Origin of the sequence: Saccharopolyspora sp. ASAGF58, from assembly GCF_012277335.1 — a bacterium.
In the GTDB taxonomy this organism is placed as follows: Bacteria; Actinomycetota; Actinomycetes; order Mycobacteriales; family Pseudonocardiaceae; genus Saccharopolyspora; species Saccharopolyspora hattusasensis.
The window spans coordinates 878,657-900,288 of sequence record NZ_CP040605.1 but is presented as its reverse complement, the minus strand read 5'-3'; the positions used below and the strand labels follow the sequence as shown (position 1 = coordinate 900,288).

Here is a 21,632-nt window from a genome sequence, read left to right as displayed (position 1 = left end):
GAGACATGGCCGTTGCGGTGCGTGTGATCCCCTGCCTTGACGTCGATCAGGGGCGGGTCGTCAAAGGCGTCAACTTCACCAACCTCAGGGACGCCGGCGACCCGGTGGAGCTCGCCCGCGCCTACGACGCGGAGGGCGCCGACGAGCTCACCTTCCTCGACGTCACGGCGTCCTCGGCGGACCGGGAGACCACCTTCGACGTGGTCCGCCGCACCGCCGAGCAGGTGTTCATCCCGCTGACCGTCGGCGGCGGCGTGCGCAGCACCGACGACATCGACCGGCTGCTGCGCGCCGGCGCGGACAAGGTCAGCCTGAACACGGCGGCGATCGCCCGGCCCGAGCTGCTCAGCGAGGCCTCGCAGCGCTACGGCGCCCAGTGCATCGTGCTGTCCGTCGACGCGCGGCGCGTGCCCGAAGGCGGCCAGCCGACGCCGTCCGGCTACGAGGTCACCACGCACGGCGGTCGGCGCGGCACCGGGATCTGCGCCGTGGAGTGGGCCGCGAAGGGCCAGCGGCTCGGCGTCGGCGAGATCCTGCTGAACTCGATGGACGCCGACGGCACCAAGGCCGGTTTCGACCTGGAGATGATCCGCGCGGTGCGCGCGGTCGTCGACGTGCCACTGATCGCCAGCGGCGGGGCCGGCGCCGTCGAGCACTTCGCCCCCGCGGTGCGCGCCGGGGCCGACGCGGTGCTGGCCGCCAGCGTGTTCCACTTCGGACAGCTGCGGATCGGCGAGGTCAAGGACGCCATGCGGGCGGAAGGGATCACGGTTCGATGAGCGGTCTGGACCCGGCGATCGCGGCCCGGCTCAAGCGCAACCCGGACGGGCTCGTCGCGGCGGTCGCGCAGCAGCGCGGCACCGGCGAGGTGCTGATGATGGCGTGGATGGACGACGAGGCGCTGCACCGCACCCTCGCCACCCGCCGTGGCACCTACTACTCCCGCAGCCGCCGGCAGTACTGGATCAAGGGCGAGACGTCCGGCCATACCCAGTACGTGCACGAGGTCCGCCTGGACTGCGACGGCGACACGATCCTGCTGGTCGTCGATCAGGAAGGCGCGGCCTGCCACACCGGCGACCACACCTGCTTCGACGCGGACGTGCTGCTCGAAGCGGAAGGCTGATGGTCACCGGCCGGAGATGTCGCCGGTGAGGTAGTGCTGGAGGTTGGGGCCGATCGCTGACACGACGGTGTCGTGGTCGGCCGAGGCCAGCGGCTCCAGGCGGACGACGTAGCGGGCCATTCCCAGCCCGACGATCTGCGACCCGCACAGCGCCGCGCGCAGCTCCGGCTGGTCCACGCCCAGCACCTTGATCAGCCGGTTGAACATCACGTTCTGGATGAACTCCCGGAGCATCGCCACCGCGTTCTCGTTGGCCGCGATGCTGCGGATTAGGGCCGCGAACTGGCCGCCCTCCGCGTTGTCCCACACGGTCAGGAACCGCCGCAGCAACCGCTCGGCCAGCTGCTCCCGATCGCCCGCCAGCAACTCCGGCACCACCTCGGCCGGGTTGACCGGGATCTGCACCGCCGCGGTGAACAGCCCCTCCTTGCCGCCGAACCAGTGGTTGACCATCGCCGGATCGACCCCGGCCCGGCCCGCGATGGCGCGCACCGTCGCCGAGTCGTAGCCCTGCTCGGTGAACACCTCGCGCGCCGCCGCGAGCAGCGCAGCCCTGGTGTCGGTTCCGCTGCGCCGCCGCCCGCGGCGCTTCGGCTCGGTTCCGCTCTGGTCGATTCCACTGCTCACCCGCCCATCCTGGCCGCCGCCGCGGCCCGGGGGCAAAGCGGTGTGGAGGTCCCGCGCGGACCGGAACGGGTGGGCGGCACAATGACGACATGGTCGGCGACGGTGAAATCGGCACTATCAGCCCTGGACGCGAGGAGTTCCGCGCCCTGGCGGCGGGCCGCCGGGTGATCCCGGTGGTGCGGCGGTTGCTCGCGGACGACGAGACCCCGCTCGGGGTGTACCGCAAGCTCGCCGGGGACCGCCCCGGAACGTTCCTCTTCGAGTCCGCCGAGAACGGTCGCTCCTGGTCGCGATGGTCCTTCGTGGGTACGCACTGCGCGGCCGCGCTGACCGTCCGCGACGGCCAAGCACACTGGACGGGCAAGCCGCCGGTGGGGCTGCCAGACAGCGGCGACCCGCTGCAGGCGCTGCGCGAGACGGTCCGGCTGCTGCACACCGATCCGCTGCCCGGGCTGCCGCCGCTGACCGGCGGCATGGTCGGCTACCTCGGCTACGACGCGGTCCGCCGGCTGGAGCGGCTGCCGAACCTGACCGAGGACGACCTGCAGATCCCCGAGATGGTGATGCTGCTGGCCACCGACCTCGCTGCGCTGGACCACCACGAGGGCAGCATCACGCTCATCGCCAACGCGGTGAACTGGGACGACAGCCCGGCGCGGGTGGACGCGGCCTACGACGACGCGGTGCGCCGGCTGGACGAGATGACCGAGCGGCTGTGCACGTCGGCCGCGCCCACGATCGCCTCGTTCTCCCGGCCGAGCCCGCAGTTCGTCCGGCGGCGCCAGCCCGACGAGCACTACGCGGCGGTGGAGAAGGCCAAGGAGGCGATCCGGGACGGCGAGGCGTTCCAGGTCGTGGTCTCGCAGCGGTTCGAGATGACGACCAGCGCGGACGCCCTCGACATCTACCGGGTCCTGCGCACGACGAACCCCAGCCCGTACATGTACCTGCTGCGGCTGGAGGCACCGGACGGCGGCACGCCGTTCGACATCGTCGGCTCCAGCCCCGAATCGCTGGTCACGGTGCGCGACGGGCAGGCGACCACGCACCCGATCGCCGGGACCCGCTGGCGGGGCGCCGACGAGGACGAGGACTCGGCGCTGGAGAAGGAGCTCCTCAACGACGACAAGGAGCGTGCCGAGCATCTGATGCTCGTCGACCTCGGCCGCAACGATCTGGGCCGGGTCTGCAAGCCGGGTTCGGTGCACGTCGTCGACTTCTTCCGCATCGAGCGCTACAGCCACGTCATGCACATCGTGTCCACCGTGACCGGGCAGCTCGCCGAAGGGCAGACGGCGTTCGACGCGATCGCCGCGTGCTTCCCGGCGGGCACGCTCTCCGGCGCGCCGAAGCCGCGCGCGCTGGAGCTGATCGAGGAGCTGGAGCCGACCCGGCGCGCCCAGTACGGCGGCGTCGTGGGCTACCTGGACTTCGCCGGCGACGCCGACACCGCGATCGCGATCCGCACCGCGCTGGTGCGCGACGGCACCGCGTACGTGCAGGCCGGCGGCGGCATCGTGGCCGACTCCGACCCGGTGGCCGAGGACCAGGAGTGCCTGAACAAGGCGCGCGCGGTGCTCAACGCGGTGGCGACGGCGGAGACGCTGTCGCGGCCGGCCGGCGATCAGGCGACGGGGGAGCGGGTTGACCACAGAGCCGGGATCTGAGACGACTGCGCGGCCCGCGCGGTCGAAGGGCCTGCTGTGGTCGGTGGTGCTGCTGGCGCTGGTCGCAGCCGGCTTGCTGTGGGGCGCCAGCGCGCTCACCTGGGCCGGTCAGCGCTACCGCACGCCGTTCGGCACCGAGGTCACGGGCGGGTTCACCGGCGAGGACCTGCGCCCGGAGCTGGTGCCGATGGCGCTCGCGGCACTCGCCGCCGTCGCGGCGGTGCTGGCGACCGGCGGGTTGTTCCGGCGCGTGGTGGGTGTCCTCATCGCGGTCGCGGGCGGCCTGCTGGCCTGGCGGGCGGTCCAGCTCTACACCTCCGGCTGGTTTGCGACCGGGAAGCCCGCTGACGTGCCGCCGGGCAGCACGCCGATAGGTGAGCTGCCCAGCCAGCCGTACGGGCCGCTGCTGATGGCCGCGGGCGCGCTGCTGCTGTTCGTCGCCGGGCTGCTGGTGGCGTTCCGCGCGGGCAGAATGCCTGCGATGGGTGCGAAGTATTCGGCCCCGGGTGCCGCGAAGCAGAGATCCCACGATCCGGAGCGCCAGATGTGGAACGACTTGGACGCCGGGCGCGATCCAACTGATGAACAGGATCGTTGAAAGTATTTCAAATTAACCGAAGGGTGGAAAAGCCAGTTCGGGACGGTTCCGAACGGGTGCCCGACAACGCCACCAGGGCCGAAGGTCCTTGTTGTGCAGGGACGTTGGGCCACCCCCTTGGTGGGACCCGTGGCCGGTGAGGTTTAGCATCGGCCATGCGACGGCACGGCGGGAAGGGGAGTGTCGTGATCGAGCGCAATGAGTTCATCTGCGCATCCAGTTGCTTGCGGACCGACGTGAAGGCGAGTGTGCGGGGCACGGCCGGCGAGGTGTTCGCGTGACCGTTCTGGAATCCATCATCGAAGGTGTTCGCGAAGATCTTGCAGTTCGCGAATCCGCGATCTCCTTCGACGAGATCAAGCAGTTGTCAGCTGCCGCGGCGCCGCCGCACGACGTGCTCGCCGCGCTGCGGGCGCCGGGCGTGGGCGTCATCGCGGAGGTGAAGCGGCGCAGCCCGTCCAAGGGCGAGCTGGCCGAGATCGGCGAGCCGGCCGAACTCGCCGCCGACTACGCCGCCGCCGGTGCGCGCGTGATCAGCGTGCTCACCGAGCGGCGCCGCTTCGGCGGCTCGCTGGCCGACTTCGACGCGGTCCGCGCCAGGGTCAACACGCCCCTGCTGCGCAAGGACTTCATCGTCAGCCCGTACCAGGTGCACGAGGCCCGGGCGCACGGCGCGGACATGGTGCTGCTCATCGTGGCGGCCCTGGAGCAGAACGCGCTCGAAGCGCTGCTGGACCGGGTCGAGTCCCTGGGCATGACCGCGCTCGTCGAGGTGCACACCGCCGAGGAAGCCGACCGCGCGCTGGAGGCCGGCGCGAAAGTAATTGGCATCAACGCGCGCAATCTGCATACGCTCGAAGTCGACCGCGACGTGTTCGGCCGGATCGCTCCGGGACTGCCGCAGGAGATCCTCAAGATCGCCGAGTCCGGGGTCCGCGGGCCGAGCGACCTGATGGCCTACGCAGGGTCCGGTGCGGACGCGGTGCTGGTCGGCGAGGGCCTGGTGACCAGCGACAATCCCAAGACGGCAGTCACCCAGCTGGTGACCGCCGGGTCGCATCCCGCGTGCCCGCGGCCGAGCCGGTAGTCGGACCGGTTCCACGGGTTCAGGGGTCGGCGAGGCACAGGAGGTAAGGCAATGACCGTAGGCGCAGAGACCGCGCGCGCACACCGCCCGGGCAAGCCCGTGCCGGAGGGGCACGACCCGGACGAGCGCGGGCACTTCGGTGTCTACGGCGGCCGGTTCATGCCCGAGGCGCTGATCGCCGCCCAGGACGAGCTCGCCGCCGAGTACGCCAAGGCGCAGGGCGACCCGCAGTACCTCGCCGAACTCGACGACCTGCTGCGCAACTACGCCGGGCGGCCGTCGCTGCTGACCGAGGCGAAGCGGTTCGCCGAGCACGCCGGCGGCGCGCGCATCCTGCTCAAGCGCGAGGACCTCAACCACACCGGCTCGCACAAGATCAACAACGTGCTGGGGCAGGCGCTGCTGGTCAAGCGGATGGGCAAGCGCCGGGTCATCGCCGAGACCGGCGCCGGGCAGCACGGCGTCGCCACCGCGACGGCCTGCGCGCTGCTCGACCTCGAATGCGTCATCTACATGGGCAAGGTGGATACCGAGCGGCAGGCCCTCAACGTCGCCCGGATGCGGCTGCTGGGCGCCGAGGTCATCCCGGTCAACAGCGGCTCGGCGACCCTCAAGGACGCCATCAACGAGGCGCTGCGCGACTGGGTCACCAACGTCGCCCACACCCACTACCTGCTGGGCACCGCCGCCGGTTCGCACCCGTTCCCGATGATGGTGCGCAACTTCCACAAGGTCATCGGCGCCGAGGCCCGTCGGCAGGTGCTCGAACTGACCGGTCGGCTGCCCGACGTGGTCGCGGCCTGCGTCGGCGGCGGCTCCAACGCCATCGGCATCTTCCACGGCTTCATCGATGACCCGGGCGTGCGGCTGGTCGGCTTCGAACCCGGCGGGCACGGCATCTCCTCCGGGGAGCACGGCGCCACCCTCTGCGAGGGCACCCCCGGCACGCTGCACGGGGCCCGCTCGTACCTGCTGCAGGACGACGACGGGCAGGTCATCGAGGCCTACTCGATCTCCGCCGGACTGGACTACCCGGGCGTGGGGCCCGAGCACTCCTACCTCAAGGACATCGGGCGCGCCGAGTACCGCTCGATCACCGACGACGAGGCCATGCAGGCGTTCCGGCTGCTGTCGCGCACCGAGGGCATCATCCCGGCCATCGAGTCGGCGCACGCGCTGGCCGGCGCGATCAAGCTCGGCCAGGAGCTCGGCCCGGACGCGATCATCCTGGTCAACCTCTCCGGTCGAGGCGACAAGGACATGGACACCGCGGCGAAGTACTTCGGGCTCGTCGACGAGAGCAAGGAGGAGTCGCGGTGAACCTGCGCGAGGTTTTCCAGGCGTGCCGGGAAGAGCAGCGGGCGGCCCTCATCGGCTACCTGCCGGCCGGGTTCCCGACCGTCGAGGAGTCCAAGGAACTGTTCTCGGCGATGCTGACCGACACCGACGGCTCGACCGGTTGCGACATCGTCGAGGTCGGCATCCCGTTCTCCGACCCGGTGATGGACGGACCCACGATCCAGGCGGCCAGCGACAAGGCGCTGCGCGCCGGCTTCCGGCTGCGGGACGTCTTCGACGTGGTGTCCTCGATCGCCGACGCCGGTGGCCACGCCGTGGTGATGACCTACTGGAACCCGGTGCACCACTACGGCCCGGGCGCGTTCGCCCGCGACCTTAAGGCGGCCGGCGGGCTCGGCGTGATCACGCCGGACCTGATCCCGGACGAGGGCGAGGACTGGATCGCCGCGACCGACGCGCACGGCCTGGACCGGATCTTCCTGGTCGCCCCGTCGTCGACGGAGGAGCGGCTGGCGCTGACCGCCAAGGCCACCAGCGGCTTCGTCTACGCCACGTCCGTCATGGGCGTGACGGGCGCGCGCGAGAGCGTCGGCGCGGCCGCGGCCGGACTGGTGCAGCGCACCCGCGCGCACACCGACCTGCCGATCGGCGTCGGGCTCGGGGTGCGCTCCGGCGAGCAGGCGGCCGAGGTGGCGGGCTTCGCCGACGGCGTCATCGTCGGCTCCGCCTTCGTCACCCGCGCCGAGCAGGACGGCCCGGCGGGCGTCCGCGAGCTCGCGGCGGAGCTCGCCCGCGGCGTCCGGTCGCGCTGACTTCCTGAAGCGAACAGCCTGTTCACCTCGTCGAGACCGGGTGGTGCTCAACTTTCGTCGAGCGACCGATACGGTTAGCGGCGTGAGTGCCCCGGTTGCAGCCTTGGCGAGTCCGTTCCTGGCCAACATCCCTAGCCCGCCGCAGGGGGTTTGGTTCATCGGCCCGATCCCGCTGCGCGCCTACGCGCTGTGCATCATCGCCGGCATCATCGCGGCCGTATGGATCGGCAGCCGCCGCTGGGTGGCGCGCGGCGGACGCGAGGGCACGGTCATCGACATCGCGGTGTTCGCGGTGCCGTTCGGGCTGGTCGGCGGTCGGCTCTATCACGTCGCGACCGACTGGTACAAGTACTTCGGCCCGGACCGCAACCCGTTGGACGCCCTCAAGGTGTGGGAAGGCGGCCTGGGCATCTGGGGCGCGGTGGCGCTCGGCGCGGTCGGCGCCTGGATCGGCTGCCGCCGCCGGGGCGTGCCGCTGTCCGCGTTCGCCGACGCCGTCGCGCCCGGTATCATCCTGGCGCAGGCGATCGGCCGCCTCGGCAACTGGTTCAACCAGGAGCTCTACGGTGCGCCGACGGACCTGCCCTGGGGCCTGGAGATCTACCGGCGCATCGACCCGGCAACCGGGCTCGCGGACCCCATCACAGGTGTGGCGATTGACAGCACACCGATCACGGTCGTGCACCCGACGTTCCTGTACGAGCTGCTGTGGAATCTCGGTGTCTTCCTCCTGGTCATCTGGGCGGACCGCAAGTTCCGGATGGGTCACGGCCGGGTGTTCGCTCTCTACGTCGCGGGCTACACGGCGGGCAGGCTGTGGATCGAGATGATGCGCACCGACGACGCCACGCACATCCTCGGCATCCGGATCAACGTCTTCACCTCCCTGATCGTCTTCGCCCTCGCGGTCCTGTACCTGGTGCTGGTGCGAGGCAAGCGCGAGGACCCCGAGCTGCTGCGCGGCAAGCCGATGCCCGGCGACGACGACACCGCCGCGCCGCCGGAGCAGGCGGACGCCGAGGAGCCGAAGGCGACGACCGACGCCGGCGAGAACGACAGCCCGACGGGCAAGGACGACGGCCCGGTCGGCAAGGACGACGGCCCGGCGGGCGAGCGCGCGGAGGCGCAAAGCGCCGATGGCGCCAAGGACGCGAAGGACTGACCTTTGGCGCGCCCGGCACGCGCCTACCGGGCGCCGAAGGCCACCGCGCCGCTCGGCGAGTCCTTGGAACCGGTGGGGTCGTGCTGCGATGACACCAGCTCCAGCCGGACACCGACGGCCCGCCCGAGTCGGTCGAGCAGGTCGATGGTCGGCAGGCTGCCGCCGCTCTCCCAGCGCGCGACCGAGGACTGCGTGGTGCCCATCCGCTTCGCGAGCTCGGTCTGGGTCAGCCCCGCGTTCGTGCGCAGCCCGTACACCAGCCGCGCAAGCTCGAATGCCAGCGAGGCTTCAGCGTACGACTCGTCGTACTCCTCCTGGTCGGCAACTGGATTCTTTGGCCTCACCTGATCGAGCCGTTTCCACGTCATGCGTCGAATATAGCCGGCATGCGATATGTTGACAACGCTATAGTGGCTGTTCGGATGATTCTGAATCTCAGATCATGGACGCGAGGAAATTGAGGAGATATCCAAACGTGTCACAGTATATACTCGCGGCCATGAAGCATCTGGTCGATGTGGATGAAGATGCCCTGGCTGCGGCCCGGGAGCAGCTGGGAACCAAGACGATCAAGGACACGATCAACGTTGCCCTCCGGCAGGCTAGTGGGATGAGCCTCCAGGGCGAGGACGTCGAGGCTGCACTCGACGTGCTCGCGGGAATGGACTTCGAGGATCGTGAGGCTGCGTGGCGCTAAAGTACCTCGCCGATACCAGCGTGTTGTCCCGGCTGCGAAAGGAGCCTGTCCGCAAGACCGTCGGTGAGCTCGTTCGTTCTCATGCACTGGCCCGCTGTGCCCTGACCGATCTGGAGCTCGGGCATTCGGCTCGTAACGCATCAGAATGGGACATGCTGCAGCGTGCGGTTGCCGTTTGCCCGTTGATCGAGATCGAACATACCGACTTTGTTCGCGCCCGAGGTGTTCAACGCGCCTTGTCGGCGCAAGGACTTCGCGGTCGGAAGATCCCAGATCTGTTGATCGCTGCGGTTGCGGAGCGCAGCTCGCTCGCGGTGCTCCACTACGACCAGGATTTCGAGTTCATCGCAGAGATGACCGGTCAGCAGACGGAATGGGTTGTGGAACGCGGTTCCGTCGACTGATCAGGCGCGGATCGGGGCGATGACCGGGGAGCCGTCGGGGGTGTGCAGGACCGCGACCCGGGCCGTGTAGCGCTCCGCCAGGGCCGTCGGGGTCAGGACCTCCGTCGGGGTCCCCTCGGCCACCACGCGGCCCTCGTCGAGGAGGAGCAGGCGCTCGGCGTACTGGGCCGCGAGGGTCAGGTCGTGCAGCGTCATGACCACCGTCGTGCCCAGCTCCCGGCGCAGTTCGTCGACCAGGTCGAGCAGGGCCTGGGCGTGTCCGACGTCCAGGCCTGTGGTCGGCTCGTCGAGCAGCAGGACGCCGGCCCGTTGGGCGAGGGCTCGGGCCAGCACGGCCCGTTGGCGTTCGCCGCCGGACAGCGTCGACAGGGCTCGGTCCGCGAGTCGCGTCAGGTCCAGCCGCTCCAGCAGGGAACCGGCCACGTCCAGGTCCGCGGGCCCTTCCCGCCCCAGCACGCCCAGGTGCGGGGTGCGGCCGAGCAGGACGTAGTCGGTGACCGTCAGGCCGATCGGCAGCTGGGGGATCTGCGGCGCGTAGCCGACCGCCTGGGCGCGTTCGCGGCGGCGCAGCGAGGCCAGCGGGCGGCCGTCGACCAGCACCCGGCCGTGGTGCCGCACCAGTCCCGCGACGGCCTTCAGCAGCGTCGACTTGCCCGACCCGTTGGGCCCGATGATGCCCAGCCAGCCGCCATTGTCCACAGTGGTCGAAACGTCGGAAAGCACCGTGCTGCGGCGGTATCCGGCCGACAGCTCGTGCACCTCCAGGGTGCTCATGCGCGCCTCCGGTGCAGCAGGACCGCGAAGAACGGTGCGCCGGTGAACGCCGTGATCACGCCGATCGGGATCTCGGCCGGGGCCAGCACGGTTCGGGCGAGCATGTCGGCGACGACCAGGAACGCCCCGCCGAACAGCAGCGACAGCGGGACGATGATCCGGAAGCTGCCGCCGACCGCCAGCCGCACCAGGTGCGGCACCACGAGGCCGACGAACCCGATCAGCCCGGCCACCGACACCGCCGCGGCGGTGGCCAGCGACGCGGCCGTGAGCACCAGCAGCCGCACCCGGCCCGGGCGCACGCCCAGCGCGGCCGCCTCCTCGTCGCCGGTTCCCAGCAGGTCCAGCAGCCGCGCGCAGGTGCAGAGCACGACCGCCGAGATCGCCAGGTAGGGCAGCACGACCAGCACCTCCCGCCAGCCGGTGGTGGTCAGCCGCCCAAGGATCCACATGTAGACCTGCTCCAGCGTCTCCACACGCAGCTGCTGCACGAACGTCTGCCCGGCGGTGAGGAACGCCCCGACCGCGACCCCGGCCAGCACCAGCGTCGCGGTGTCCCGGCCGGCGGAGCGGCCGACCAGCCAGGTCAGGCCAACGCCGCCGAGCGCGCCGGCGAACGCCGCGAGCTGCACCGGGACGGACGGCGCGGTGGTGATCACCAGGGTGGCGCCCAACCCGGCCCCGGACGCGGCGCCCAGCAGGTACGGGTCGGCCAGCGGGTTGCGGAACACGCCCTGGAAGGCCGCCCCGGACACCGCCAGCGCGGCCCCGACCAGCACGCCGAGCACCACCCGGGGCACCCGCAGCTGCCACAGGATCGCCGCCTCGCGTTCGGACAGCGGCGACATGCCGCCGGTCAGCTGCGCGACGATCTCCCCGAGCACCCGCTGCCAGCCGAGTTCGGCGGCGCCGAGCAGCACCGACAGCAGGATGTTCGCCAGCAGCACCACCAACGCGACCAGCAGGTGGCGCGGGCGCAGCTTGGTCTGCCGCAGGGGCGCGCGGGCCGGGCTGAGCGCTTCGGTCACCCGTGCCGCGCCTTGGCGACGCCGCCGCCGATCGCGCGCACCAGGTCGACCACCCGCGGGCCCCACCGGCCGGCGATGTCGTCGTCGAGTCCGATGATGCGGCCGTGCTGCACCGCGTCCAGGGTGTTCCAGCCCGGCCGGGCGGCCACCGCCGCCGCGTTGACCTGGCAGCACTTGGTGTCTGCGACGAAGATCAGGTTCGGGTTGGCCTGCACTATGTGCTCCTCGGACAGCTGCGGGAACTTGCCGCCGGCCGGGTCGGCGATGTTGTGCAGCCCGAACAGGCCGTAGACGCTGCCGACGAAGCTCTGCGAGGTCGCGGTGTAGTAGTCCGGGCTGACCTCGTGGAAGTAGCTCAGCGGCTGCGGCGGGCGCGGAGTGTTGCGGACGATCTCGTCGATCTGCGAGCGCATCCGGTCGACCAGCTGCGCGGCCTGTTTGGTGTGCCCGGTGGCCTGCCCGAGGACCTCGATCTGCTGGTAGGCGTCCTCCAGCGTCGCCGCCGACGGGGTGAGTAGCGTCGGCACGTTGACCACCTTCAGCCCCTCCGCCAGCTTCGCGGCGTTGTCCGGGGCGATGACCAGGTCGGGGGTGTGCGCGCCGACGGCGGCCGCGTCCGCGGTGAAGCCGGAGAGGTCGGTGCGCGGCGCCTGCGCCGGGAAGTTCGAGTACTGGTCCACCGCGATGACCTGGTCGCCGGCGCCGATCGCGTACAGCGTCTCGGTGGCGGTCGGGGACAGCGAGATGATCCGCTTCGGCTGCTGCGGGAGCGTCACCGGCGGCGCGCCGGGCAGCTCGACCTTGACCGGGAAAGCAGCGGCCGGGTCGTCGGCCGGGGCGGGGGCATCGGAGCGGGGGCGGGTGGCGCACGCGGTGACCCCGGCGAGCAGGGCGAGCATCGCGAGCAGCAGGGTGGCGAGTCGGCGGAACCCGGTCATGTCTTCCCTACGTTCGGCCGGTGCGGTTGGGCAGGCGTGGCCGGGCAGCCGACGCCGCACCCCTGCACCGGGGGTGGCGGACATCGACGCCACGCGCAAGGCGACCTGGCTCGTGCCCGCCCGGGGGCGGGCCATCGCAGTTGCGGCACAGCACCGGGTTCACACCGGTTTCGCTTGGCGCTGGCGTCCCGCGAGCACCCGCAGCGCGAGCGCTCTGAGCTGGAAAGATATCAGGAGAAGATCGGCCGTCCGAGCCGCGCGTGAGTGTCCTGCGGAACTGGGGCTACCCCGCGCGCGACCCAGCGGTTAAATTTGACGGCGGACTGTGTTCGGCGGCGCGCGTCCGCAGGCGTGGGTAACCCAACCCGGTGCGTTACTACAAGATGGTCAGCATCACGTACAGAGTGCTGCTTCCAGGTATCGCGGCTGTTAAAGTTCTCTAAACGCTCCGGTCACGAGCGGGCTTTAGAAAGCCCGAAAAATCCTGTCATGCCACCGGTAGCCAATCTGCGGGCCAGCGTCGTCCCGTGCTCAGAAGTCATGAAGTCAGGTCAGCGTTTGACCGTGGGCTTCCAGCACGAGAAATGACGAGGGAGGTCTGTGCAGTGGTCTTCTCCGCCGTCCCAGCAGCCCAGGGGTTGTACGACCCAACAGCGGAACAGGATTCCTGCGGTGTCGCCATGGTCGCCGACATCCGCGGCCGCCGTTCCCACGGCATCGTCGCCGACGCGCTGACCGCGCTCGCGAACCTGGAGCACCGGGGTGCTGCCGGTGCCGAACCGACCAGCGGCGACGGCGCCGGCATCCTGCTGCAGCTGCCGGACGAGCTGCTGCGCGCCGAGGCTGGTGTCGAGCTGCCGGAGCCCGACGAGGCCGGCCAGAACCGCTACGCGGCCGGTATGGCTTTCCTGCCCACCGACGCCGAGCAGCGGCGTCAGACCGAGGAGCTGGTGGCGCGGGTCGCCGCCGAGGAGAACCTGCGGGTGCTGGGCTGGCGCGACGTGCCGGTTACCCCGGAGCGGGCCGGCGTCGGAACCACCGCCGTGAAGTGCATGCCGCACTTCGCGATCCTGCTGGTCGCCGGGCACCACGACGAGGCCGGCGTCGAGCTTGATCGGCTGGCGTTCTGCCTGCGCAAGCGTGCCGAGCGGGAGGCCGCTCGGGAAGGGCTGGAGCTCTACTTCCCGTCGCTGTCCAGCCGCACCCTGGTCTACAAGGGCATGCTGACCACCGAGCAGGTGCCCGCCTTCTTCCCGGACCTCACCGACGAGCGGCTGGTCAGCGCGATCGCGCTGGTGCACAGCCGGTTCTCCACGAATACCTTCCCGTCGTGGCCGCTGGCGCACCCGTTCCGCTACGTCGCGCACAACGGCGAGATCAACACGATTCGCGGCAACCGCAACCGGATGCGGGCCCGCGAGGCGCTGCTTGCCTCCGACGTGATTGCTGGCGACCTCTCCCGGCTGTACCCGATCTGCACCGGCGACGGCTCGGACTCCGCCTCCTTCGACGAGGTGCTGGAGCTGCTGCACCTGGGCGGCCGCAGCCTGCCGCACGCGGTGCTGATGATGGTGCCGGAGGCGTGGGAGAACCACGCCGAGATGGACCCCAAGCGCAAGGCCTTCTACCAGTTCCACGCCAGCCTGATGGAGCCGTGGGACGGCCCGGCGTGCGTCACTTTCACCGACGGCACGCTGGTCGGCGCGGTGCTGGACCGCAACGGGCTGCGCCCGGCCCGCTGGTGGCGGACCGCCGACGACAGGGTGGTGCTGGCCAGCGAGACCGGCGTGCTCAGCCTCAAGCCCGAAGAGGTGGTGGCCAAGGGCCGCCTGCAGCCGGGCCGGATGTTACTGATCGACACCGCGCAGGGCCGCATCGTCGACGACGAGGAGGTCAAGGCCGGTCTCGCCGGGGAGCACGCCTACGACGAGTGGCTGCACTCCGGGCTGCTCAACCTCGACGAGCTGCCGGACCGCGAGCACGTGGTGCACACCCACGAGTCGGTGGTGCGCCGCCAGCTGTCCTTCGGCTACACCGAGGAAGAGCTCAGCCTGCTGCTGGCGCCGATGGCCACCGGCGGCGGCGAGCCGCTGGGCTCGATGGGTTCAGACACGCCGACGGCGCCGATGTCGCAGCGCTCGCGGATGCTCTACGACTACTTCGTGCAGCAGTTCGCGCAGGTCACGAACCCGCCGCTGGACGCGATCCGGGAGGAGATCGTCACCTCGGTGGCCCGCGTGATGGGCCCGGAGCAGAACTTGCTGGCCCCGTCGGCCGCGTCCTGCCGGCACATCGTGTTGCCCAGCCCGGTGATCGACAACGACGAGCTGGCCAAGCTCATCCACGTCAACGACGACGGCGACCTGCCCGGTTTCGCCTCCGCCGTGCTGTCCGGCCTCTACGAGGTGGAGGGTGGCGGCGAGGCGCTGGCCGAAGCCATTGAGCGGGTGCGCCAGGAGGCGTCCGAGGCGATCGCCGCCGGGGCGCGCGTGCTCGTGCTCTCCGACCGCGACTCCGACCACAAGATGGCGCCGATCCCGTCGCTGCTGCTGGTCTCGGCGGTCCACCAGCACCTGGTGCGCACCAAGGAGCGGCTGCAGGTCGCGCTGGTGGTGGAGAGCGGTGACGCCCGCGAGGTACACCACATCGCCACGCTGCTCGGCTACGGCGCCGCGGCGGTTAACCCGTACCTGGCGTTCGAGACCATCGAGGACATGATCGCCACCGGCCAGATCACCGGTACGCGGGCGAAGGTCGCGATCCGCAACTATGTGCAGGCGCTGGTCAAGGGCGTGCTGAAGGTGATGTCCAAGATGGGCATCTCCACCGTCGGCGCCTACACCGCCGCCCAGGTCTTCGAGGCCGTCGGCCTGTCCGGCGAGATCGTCGACGAGTACTTCGAGGGCACCACCTCGAAGCTCGGCGGCGTCGGGCTGGACGTGCTGGCCGAGGAGGTCGCGCAGCGGCACCGCCGGGCCCACCCGGACAACCCGACCGAGCGGGTGCACCGCAAGCTGGAGATCGGTGGCGACTACGCCTACCGGCGCGAGGGCGAGCTGCACCTGTTCACCCCGGAGACGGTGTTCCTGCTGCAGCACTCCACCAAGACCGGCAAGTACGACGTGTTCCGCAAGTACACGGCGGAGTGCGACCGGCTGGCGGCCGAGGGCGGCACGCTGCGCGGGCTGTTCAAGCTGGACAGCGGCCGGGCACCGATCGACATCGACGAGGTCGAGCCGGTCTCGGAGATCATGAAGCGGTTCTCCACCGGCGCCATGAGCTACGGCGCGATCTCCGCGGAGGCGCATGAGACGCTGGCCGTCGCGATGAACCGGATCGGCGGCAAGTCCAACTCCGGTGAGGGCGGCGAGGACGTCGACCGGCTCTACGACCCGCAGCGGCGTTCGGCGGTCAAGCAGGTCGCCAGCGGCCGGTTCGGCGTGACCAGCGAATACCTGGTCAACGCCACCGACATCCAGATCAAGATGGCGCAGGGTGCCAAGCCCGGCGAGGGCGGGCAGCTGCCCGCGCACAAGGTGTACCCGTGGATCGCGAAGACCCGGCACTCCACGCCGGGTGTGGGGCTGATCTCCCCGCCGCCGCACCACGACATCTACTCGATCGAGGACCTGGCGCAGCTCATCCACGACCTGAAGAACGCCAACGAGTACGCCCGGGTCCACGTCAAGCTGGTCTCCGAGATCGGCGTCGGCACCGTCGCCGCGGGGGTCTCCAAGGCGCACGCCGACGTGGTGCTGATCTCCGGCCACGACGGCGGCACCGGTGCGGCGCCGCTGACGTCGCTGAAGCACGCCGGCACGCCATGGGAGGTCGGCCTGGCCGAGGCGCAGCAGACGCTGCTGCTCAACGGCCTGCGCGACCGGATCACGGTGCAGGTCGACGGCGGCTTCAAGACCGGCCGCGACGTGGTCGTCGCCGCGCTGCTGGGCGCCGAGGAGTACGGCTTCGCCACCGCGCCGCTGGTGGTCGAGGGCTGCGTGATGATGCGCGTGTGTCACCTCGATACCTGCCCGGTCGGGGTCGCCACCCAGAACCCGGAGCTGCGCAAGCGCTACACCGGCCAGGTCGACCACGTGGTGAATTTCTTTGAGTTCATCGCCCAGGAGGTCCGCGAGTACCTGGCGGAGCTCGGGTTCCGCACCCTGGACGAGGCCATCGGCCAGGTCTCGGCGCTGGGCAGGGACGAGGCGATGGCGCACTGGAAGGCGCGCGGCCTCGACCTGACCCCGGTGTTCACCGAGCCGCAGACCCCGTACTCGCCGGTGCGGCGCCGGGTCCGCGAGCAGGACCACGGCCTGGACCACGCGCTGGACCGCACGCTCATCCAGCTCGCCGAGGCGGCGCTGGAAGACGCCCGCCCGGTGCGGCTGGAGCTGCCGGTGCGCAACGTCAACCGCACCGTCGGCACGCTGCTGGGCGCCGAGGTCAGCCGCCGCTACGGCGGCGAGGGCCTGCCGGCGGACACCATTCACGTGGAACTGGAGGGTTCGGCAGGGCAGTCGCTGGGCGCGTTCCTACCGCCGGGCATCACGCTGGACATGGTCGGCGACGCCAACGACTACGTCGGCAAGGGCCTCTCCGGCGGGCGGATCGTCGTGCGCCCGCACCCGGATTCGGCGTTCGTCGCCGAGGACCAGGTGATCGCGGGCAACGTGATCGGCTACGGCGCGACCCGCGGCGAGATCTTCTTGCGCGGCAAGGTCGGCGAGCGGTTCTGCGTGCGCAACTCCGGCGCGCTCGCGGTCGCCGAGGGCGCCGGTGACCACGCCTTCGAGTACATGACCGGTGGTCGCGCGGTGGTGCTCGGCGGCACCGGCCGCAACGTCGGCGCCGGGATGTCCGGCGGCATCGCCTACGTGCTCGACCTGGACCCGGTGCGGGTGAACACCGCGATGGTGGACCTGCAGCGGCCCAGCGCCAAGGAACTGAAGTGGCTGCACGAGGTCGTGCAGCAGCACCGCGACCTGACGGGTTCGGCGGTGGCGGCCTCGCTGCTCGGCGACTGGCCGCGGCGCTCTGCGGCGTTCACCAAGGTGATGCCGCGCGACTACCAGCGAGTCCTGGACGCCATGCGGATGGCCAAGATCGAAGGCCGGGACGTGGACGAGGCAATCATGGAGGCTTCCCGTGGCTGACCCGAGGGGATTTCTGAAGCACGCGCGGGCCGACGCCCCCAAGCGTCCCGTCGACGAGCGGCTAGGCGACTGGCACGAGGTCTACGCCGCGCTGTCCGCCGAGGGCCGCAAGGCGGAGACCGCCACGCAGGCCGCGCGGTGCATGGACTGTGGCATCCCGTTCTGCCATTCCGGTTCGGCCGGGTGCCCGCTGGGCAATCTGATCCCGGAGTGGAACAACATGGTCCGCCGCGGCCAGTGGCAGGACGCCAGCGAGCGGCTGCACGCCACCAACAACTTCCCGGAGTTCACCGGCAAGTTGTGCCCCGCCCCGTGCGAGGCCGGCTGCGTGCTGGCGATCTCGCCGGAGGCCGGCGGCGCGGTGGCCATCAAGCGGGTCGAGGAGACCATCGCCGAGGTCGGCTGGAAGAACGAGTACGTCACCGCGCAGGTGACGGAGGCGCACACCGGCAAGCGGGTGGCCGTGGTCGGCTCCGGGCCGGGCGGGCTCGCCGCGGCTCAGCAGCTGACCCGCGCCGGGCACGAGGTGACCGTGTACGAGCGCGACGACCGCATCGGCGGGCTGCTGCGCTACGGCATCCCCGAGTTCAAGATGGAGAAGTCCGTCCTGGACCGGCGGTTGGCGCAGATGCGCGCCGAGGGCACCAGGTTCATCACCGGTTGCGAGGTCGGCGTCGACCTGACCGTCGAGGAACTGCGCGCCGGTTACGACGCCGTGGTGCTAGCGGTGGGCGCGCTGCGTAGCCGCGACGACACCACGATCCCGGGGCGGGACCTCAAGGGCGTGCATCTGGCCATGGAGCACCTGGTGCCGGCGAACAAGGAGTGCGAGGGCGACGGTCCGACGCCGATCTCGGCGCAGGGCAAGCACGTCATCATCCTCGGCGGCGGCGACACCGGCGCGGACTGCTACGGCACCGCGACCCGGCAGGGCGCGCTTTCGGTGACGCAGCTGGACAACTACCCGCAGCCGCCGACGTCCCGCGACGACGACCGGTCGCCGTGGCCGACCTGGCCGTACATCCTGCGCACCTACCCGGCGCACGAGGAAGCTGGGGAGCGGAAGTTCGCGGTGGCGATCGAGTCGTTCGTCGGCGACGACGAAGGCAACGTGCGCGCTGTGCGGCTGCGCGAGGTGAAGGTGCAGCGCGACGCGGAGGGCCGTCGGCAGGTCGTGCCGATGTCCGACGAGGTCCAGGAGCTGCCCTGCGATCTGGCGCTGCTGGCCATCGGTTTCGAGGGCGTCGAGCACATGCGGCTGCTGGACGGCCTGGGCATCGAGCTGACCAAGCGCGGCACCATCGGCTGCGGCTCGAACTGGGAGACCACGGCCCCGGGCGTGTTCGTCTGCGGCGACGCGCACCGCGGCGCGTCCCTGGTGGTGTGGGCGATCGCGGAGGGCCGCTCGGTGGCCAACGCAGTCGACGCCCACCTCACCGGCGACTCCCGCCTCCCGTCCCCGGTCCACCCCACCGCGCTTCCCCTGGCGGTGTGATTTTTCCGAGGCGAGGGGCACCCGCCGTGAGTGATTTTGGGTGCCATAGCACCGAAAAACGCTCACGGGCGTTGGGCTGGGCGGATCCGCGAGGCCTGCAAGTTGTGCAGGCGCCGGCCGTGGTGGTCCTCGGGGTGATCGCGCTCGGGGGGCGAGGGGCACCCGTGACCCAGTTATTTGGTCACGGGTGCCCCTCACTTCACCTTTTCGTGCGGCGGCGTTTCACTGCGGCGACGGAGCGGATTCGGTCCAGGCGGAACTGGCGTTCGTCTTCGCGTAGGTGGCAGAAGGCGTCCAGGTAGACCTCGTCTACGTCGTCCGGCGTAATGACACGCGACGTGGGATGGCCGTTCTGTTCCCGGTATTCGATCTCCACGTCGGTGCCTGCTTCCAGTGCCTTCGCGAGGAGTGCGAGTTCGGGCCCCGTAAGTGCGGTCCGTTCGGCGAGGAAGGGAACCAGGTCCTCGAACGGATCTGTCATTTCGTCCAGCGAGCCCGGCGACATGATCTGGATGTCGATCCAGGGATTCCCCGGCAGTGCAACGCCGGACGGAGCCTTGTCCGGTTGGGCCAGCAGGTGCTCGGCGACTCCGCGGAGTTCGGCTTGCGACAGCGGTTCCGGCGCAGCCCGGTAGTAGGGCTGCTCCACGTGCAGCGGCGGGCGGTCGACGACGGTGCGTTCGACTGCGACGGTGCCGTCGGCCTGCTGCTGCACCGGGGCGTATCCCGCCTTCCGCAGCGCGGCCAAGGTCTCCTGCACCGGTTTGCTCGACGCGAGCACGGTCGGTGCCAAGACGTGCAGCGACAGCTCGCGCAGCGCGCGGTGCCGGCTGACCTCCAACAGAAGGGCTTCTTCGCCGAGCACGCAGCAGTGCACGTTTCGGACCTGAAGTTGGCCGAATCGCCGTCCGACATCCTTGATCAGGTATTCCAGCGGTTGCGGCACGCCCGTGTGGGCCATTTCGGTGAGCTTGCCGAGCAGGTCCTCGGTGGTATGGCCCTGATCCATTGCCCGTCGGACGGATTCGGGGCTGAACCGCCAGGTCGATGCGGTGTCCCGGCCTTCGGGGTCGGCCATCAGGTTCAGCGCGGCAGCGAGTTGGCCGCTGGGCGTACCAGCCACCACTGCGGTCAGATCCGCCTGCAGGAGTACGGTTTCCTGCGCTCTGGGCAACAGCTGCGTGGCGGCCGCCAGCAACGCTGCCTCGTCGTCCACGCAACGGCCCAGTGCGGACACCGCGCCGCGAGCGATCGCGCCGACAGCTTCGGCCTCGGGCCAGGTGACCTCGATGAGATCGACCAGGCAGTCCGCGCAGCAGTAGCGCCCCGGTCGCTTCCAGGCCAGCTTCTCGCCGATCAGGTTGGGCTCGCTCAACGCGGAACCGGTTGCCCAGCCGGAAAGCTCGGCCAGCAGGTCCATGCGGAACAGCCGGTAGAGCGTGTCGTGGCGCGGGAGCAGAGCCGGTTCGGGCTTTTCCATGACTTTGCTGACCATGGCTGCGGCAGGCTGCTTCCACCAGGCACGCACCAGTTGGACGTAGCGTTGTGCGGGTGTTGCCTGCTGCCAGGCGTCGGCGAGGTTCGACAGAACGACGCAGCCTGTTCCGTCGATGCTGAGCAGCTCGGCTGCGGCGGCGGTCTCCAACCACAGCCGAACCTCGTGCTGGTCGGTCCGTAGGGCCTTCGCGACCTGCTTGAGCACCCGAAGACCGATACCGCCGTTCTGCAGCTGCGCCAGCGGGTTGGCGGCGCAGTATTCGAGCAGTCGAGCCACCCCGTCGACGAACCCGATCGCGGCCAACGCCGCCGCCTTGTCGATCTCGATGGAGTCGACCAGGTGAATCGCCGGCGTCGCGGGTTCGGGCCGAAGCGCCGGTTGGTCGGCGGATTCGCGCAGCGCCAGCCCGATCTCGCAGGGCATTTCCACTGGGCCGCCGTAGCCCGTGAACTGGCTCTGGTTGATGAGGAAACCCCGGTCGAGCAGCCAGCGCACCTCCGGGCTCTGTAGCGACGGGCCGCCGAGAGCGTAACCGAGCACCGAGTCATCGTGGGCCAACTGCATGGCGAGCTCAACGGTCGGGCCGGGGGCTTTCGCGAGCTCGGCGGACACCTTCGCCGGGTCCCGCATGAACTCTTCGATCCGCTGTACCGTGTCGGCCTTCCGCTTGGCGGGCGCCAACCCGAGCGCTTCGGCGATCCCACGGATGGTATTGCTCACATGAGGGCGGAGGAGCGTCGCCACCGGGCGGCCCAGCCCCGCAGTGCGAAGATCGCGCAGCGGTACGGCAAGCTGGAACCCTCCCTGCGAACTCGGCCGGATGAGGGCATGTTCCTCCAGCACTCGCAGCGCGCGATCGAGTTCGGGATCGTTGCCAAGCAACTGCTCGATCGCGCCGCGGGTGCAGCCGTCCCCGAGAATGCAGAGCGCTGCGAGTACCGCGCTGGACCCGGCGTCGAGCCGCTCCAACCCGCGCTGCACGGCGCCAGGGGAGTCAAGCACGGCCGCCAGGTGGGGCAGTGACTGGGCGCCCGCTGACTCGGGGCGGTTCTTCAGGACTGCTGCCAGGCCGTCTTGGCCAAGGTCGCGGAGCCACTGGACGAAATCGGAATCCACCCGGTCGAGTCTCGCAGAGGCTATTGGTGAATGGTCTGGGTGGGTGGTCGCTTAGAGCCTGTTGGTGAATGGTCTGGCTGGGTGGTCGCTTAGCGGAACCTGAGAGGTTCCCTGGACTGCGGGTGCCCCTCCTGATGTATGTCCAATA

Annotated in this window: 18 protein-coding genes; 12 read left to right on the top strand and 6 right to left on the bottom strand. The window is 70.4% G+C overall.

Features of this window, described 5'->3' with window-relative positions:
• The first annotated feature begins 5 nt into the window (after positions 1-5).
• A complete protein-coding gene (hisF, locus tag FDZ84_RS03920; RefSeq protein WP_168584756.1) occupies positions 6-779 on the top strand; it encodes an imidazole glycerol phosphate synthase subunit HisF in 774 nt (257 codons plus the stop codon).
• The gene (hisI, locus tag FDZ84_RS03915) at positions 776-1,126 is read left to right on the top strand and encodes a phosphoribosyl-AMP cyclohydrolase (protein ID WP_168584755.1); all 351 of its coding nucleotides are present in this window, start codon (positions 776-778) and stop codon (positions 1,124-1,126) included. Before hisF ends, hisI begins: the two co-directional genes overlap by 4 nt.
• 3 nt (positions 1,127-1,129) lie before the next feature.
• Here the strand turns inward: hisI and FDZ84_RS03910 are convergent, their stop codons facing one another.
• Complete coding sequence (locus FDZ84_RS03910) at positions 1,130-1,753, bottom strand: TetR family transcriptional regulator (protein WP_168584754.1); 624 nt, start codon at positions 1,751-1,753, stop codon at positions 1,130-1,132.
• Positions 1,754-1,842: 89 nt separating this feature from the next.
• On the opposite strand from FDZ84_RS03910, the gene FDZ84_RS03905 reads away from it, so the two are divergent.
• From FDZ84_RS03905 to lgt, 6 genes are all read left to right on the top strand, one after another.
• Positions 1,843-3,420: an anthranilate synthase component I gene (locus FDZ84_RS03905; RefSeq protein ID WP_168584753.1), complete on the top strand. Its 1,578-nt coding sequence runs from the start codon at positions 1,843-1,845 to the stop codon at positions 3,418-3,420.
• The gene (locus tag FDZ84_RS03900) at positions 3,398-4,018 is read left to right on the top strand and encodes a Trp biosynthesis-associated membrane protein (protein WP_168584752.1); all 621 of its coding nucleotides are present in this window, start codon (positions 3,398-3,400) and stop codon (positions 4,016-4,018) included. The genes FDZ84_RS03905 and FDZ84_RS03900 overlap by 23 nt, the downstream gene beginning before the upstream one ends.
• A gap of 277 nt (positions 4,019-4,295) precedes the next feature.
• Positions 4,296-5,105 (top strand): indole-3-glycerol phosphate synthase TrpC, encoded by an 810-nt coding sequence (gene trpC, locus FDZ84_RS03895; protein WP_168584751.1) that lies wholly within the window; start codon positions 4,296-4,298, stop codon positions 5,103-5,105.
• A 51-nt stretch (positions 5,106-5,156) separates the two neighbouring features.
• Positions 5,157-6,425, top strand: a complete 1,269-nt coding sequence (gene trpB, locus FDZ84_RS03890; RefSeq protein WP_168584750.1) for a tryptophan synthase subunit beta — start codon at positions 5,157-5,159, stop codon at positions 6,423-6,425.
• Positions 6,422-7,216: a tryptophan synthase subunit alpha gene (gene trpA, locus FDZ84_RS03885; RefSeq protein ID WP_168584749.1), complete on the top strand. Its 795-nt coding sequence runs from the start codon at positions 6,422-6,424 to the stop codon at positions 7,214-7,216. The genes trpB and trpA overlap by 4 nt, the downstream gene beginning before the upstream one ends.
• A gap of 82 nt (positions 7,217-7,298) precedes the next feature.
• Positions 7,299-8,378, top strand: a complete 1,080-nt coding sequence (gene lgt, locus FDZ84_RS03880; RefSeq protein ID WP_168584748.1) for a prolipoprotein diacylglyceryl transferase — start codon at positions 7,299-7,301, stop codon at positions 8,376-8,378.
• 23 nt (positions 8,379-8,401) lie between these two features.
• Here the strand turns inward: lgt and FDZ84_RS03875 are convergent, their stop codons facing one another.
• Positions 8,402-8,746, bottom strand: coding sequence for a helix-turn-helix transcriptional regulator (locus FDZ84_RS03875; protein WP_168584747.1), 345 nt, complete (start codon positions 8,744-8,746; stop codon positions 8,402-8,404).
• A gap of 107 nt (positions 8,747-8,853) precedes the next feature.
• Between FDZ84_RS03875 and FDZ84_RS03870 the strand changes: the two genes are divergently transcribed.
• Entirely contained in the window at positions 8,854-9,075 is a 222-nt protein-coding gene (locus tag FDZ84_RS03870; protein WP_210435420.1) for a hypothetical protein, read from the top strand.
• Entirely contained in the window at positions 9,066-9,479 is a 414-nt protein-coding gene (locus tag FDZ84_RS03865) for a PIN domain-containing protein (protein ID WP_168584746.1), read from the top strand. Before FDZ84_RS03870 ends, FDZ84_RS03865 begins: the two co-directional genes overlap by 10 nt.
• Here FDZ84_RS03865 and FDZ84_RS03860 read toward each other — a convergent pair whose 3' ends face one another.
• From FDZ84_RS03860 to FDZ84_RS03850, 3 genes are read right to left on the bottom strand one after another with little or no spacing between them, the layout of a single operon-like run.
• Positions 9,480-10,253 carry an ABC transporter ATP-binding protein gene (locus FDZ84_RS03860; RefSeq protein ID WP_168584745.1) on the bottom strand — a complete coding sequence of 258 codons (774 nt, stop codon included), beginning with the start codon at positions 10,251-10,253 and terminating at the stop codon, positions 9,480-9,482.
• The gene (locus tag FDZ84_RS03855; RefSeq protein ID WP_168584744.1) at positions 10,250-11,281 is read right to left on the bottom strand and encodes an iron ABC transporter permease; all 1,032 of its coding nucleotides are present in this window, start codon (positions 11,279-11,281) and stop codon (positions 10,250-10,252) included. The genes FDZ84_RS03860 and FDZ84_RS03855 overlap by 4 nt, the downstream gene beginning before the upstream one ends.
• Positions 11,278-12,303 carry an ABC transporter substrate-binding protein gene (locus FDZ84_RS03850; RefSeq protein ID WP_371812769.1) on the bottom strand — a complete coding sequence of 342 codons (1,026 nt, stop codon included), beginning with the start codon at positions 12,301-12,303 and terminating at the stop codon, positions 11,278-11,280. Before FDZ84_RS03850 ends, FDZ84_RS03855 begins: the two co-directional genes overlap by 4 nt.
• 521 nt (positions 12,304-12,824) lie before the next feature.
• Between FDZ84_RS03850 and gltB the strand changes: the two genes are divergently transcribed.
• A complete protein-coding gene (gene gltB / locus FDZ84_RS03845; protein WP_168584743.1) occupies positions 12,825-17,375 on the top strand; it encodes a glutamate synthase large subunit in 4,551 nt (1,516 codons plus the stop codon).
• Positions 17,368-18,870 (top strand): glutamate synthase subunit beta, encoded by a 1,503-nt coding sequence (locus tag FDZ84_RS03840; RefSeq protein WP_168584742.1) that lies wholly within the window; start codon positions 17,368-17,370, stop codon positions 18,868-18,870. The genes gltB and FDZ84_RS03840 overlap by 8 nt, the downstream gene beginning before the upstream one ends.
• Positions 18,871-19,069: 199 nt before the next feature.
• Here the strand turns inward: FDZ84_RS03840 and FDZ84_RS03835 are convergent, their stop codons facing one another.
• On the bottom strand, positions 19,070-21,484 hold the full coding sequence (locus FDZ84_RS03835) for a helicase-associated domain-containing protein (RefSeq protein ID WP_168584741.1): 2,415 nt from the start codon (positions 21,482-21,484) through the stop codon (positions 19,070-19,072).
• Positions 21,485-21,632: the final 148 nt, after the last annotated feature.

Bases quoted from the DNA above. Each gene is read 5' to 3' on its own strand.
- FDZ84_RS03905 (WP_168584753.1), top strand. From the start codon at position 1,843: ATGGTCGGCGACGGTGAAATCGGCACTATCAGCCCTGGACGCGAGGAG.
- hisF (WP_168584756.1), top strand. From the start codon at position 6: ATGGCCGTTGCGGTGCGTGTGATCCCCTGCCTTGACGTCGATCAGGGG.
- hisI (WP_168584755.1), top strand. From the start codon at position 776: ATGAGCGGTCTGGACCCGGCGATCGCGGCCCGGCTCAAGCGCAACCCG.
- FDZ84_RS03860 (WP_168584745.1), bottom strand. From the start codon at position 10,253: ATGAGCACCCTGGAGGTGCACGAGCTGTCGGCCGGATACCGCCGCAGC.
- FDZ84_RS03875 (WP_168584747.1), bottom strand. From the start codon at position 8,746: ATGACGTGGAAACGGCTCGATCAGGTGAGGCCAAAGAATCCAGTTGCC.
- trpB (WP_168584750.1), top strand. From the start codon at position 5,157: ATGACCGTAGGCGCAGAGACCGCGCGCGCACACCGCCCGGGCAAGCCC.
- FDZ84_RS03850 (WP_371812769.1), bottom strand. From the start codon at position 12,303: ATGTCCGCCACCCCCGGTGCAGGGGTGCGGCGTCGGCTGCCCGGCCAC.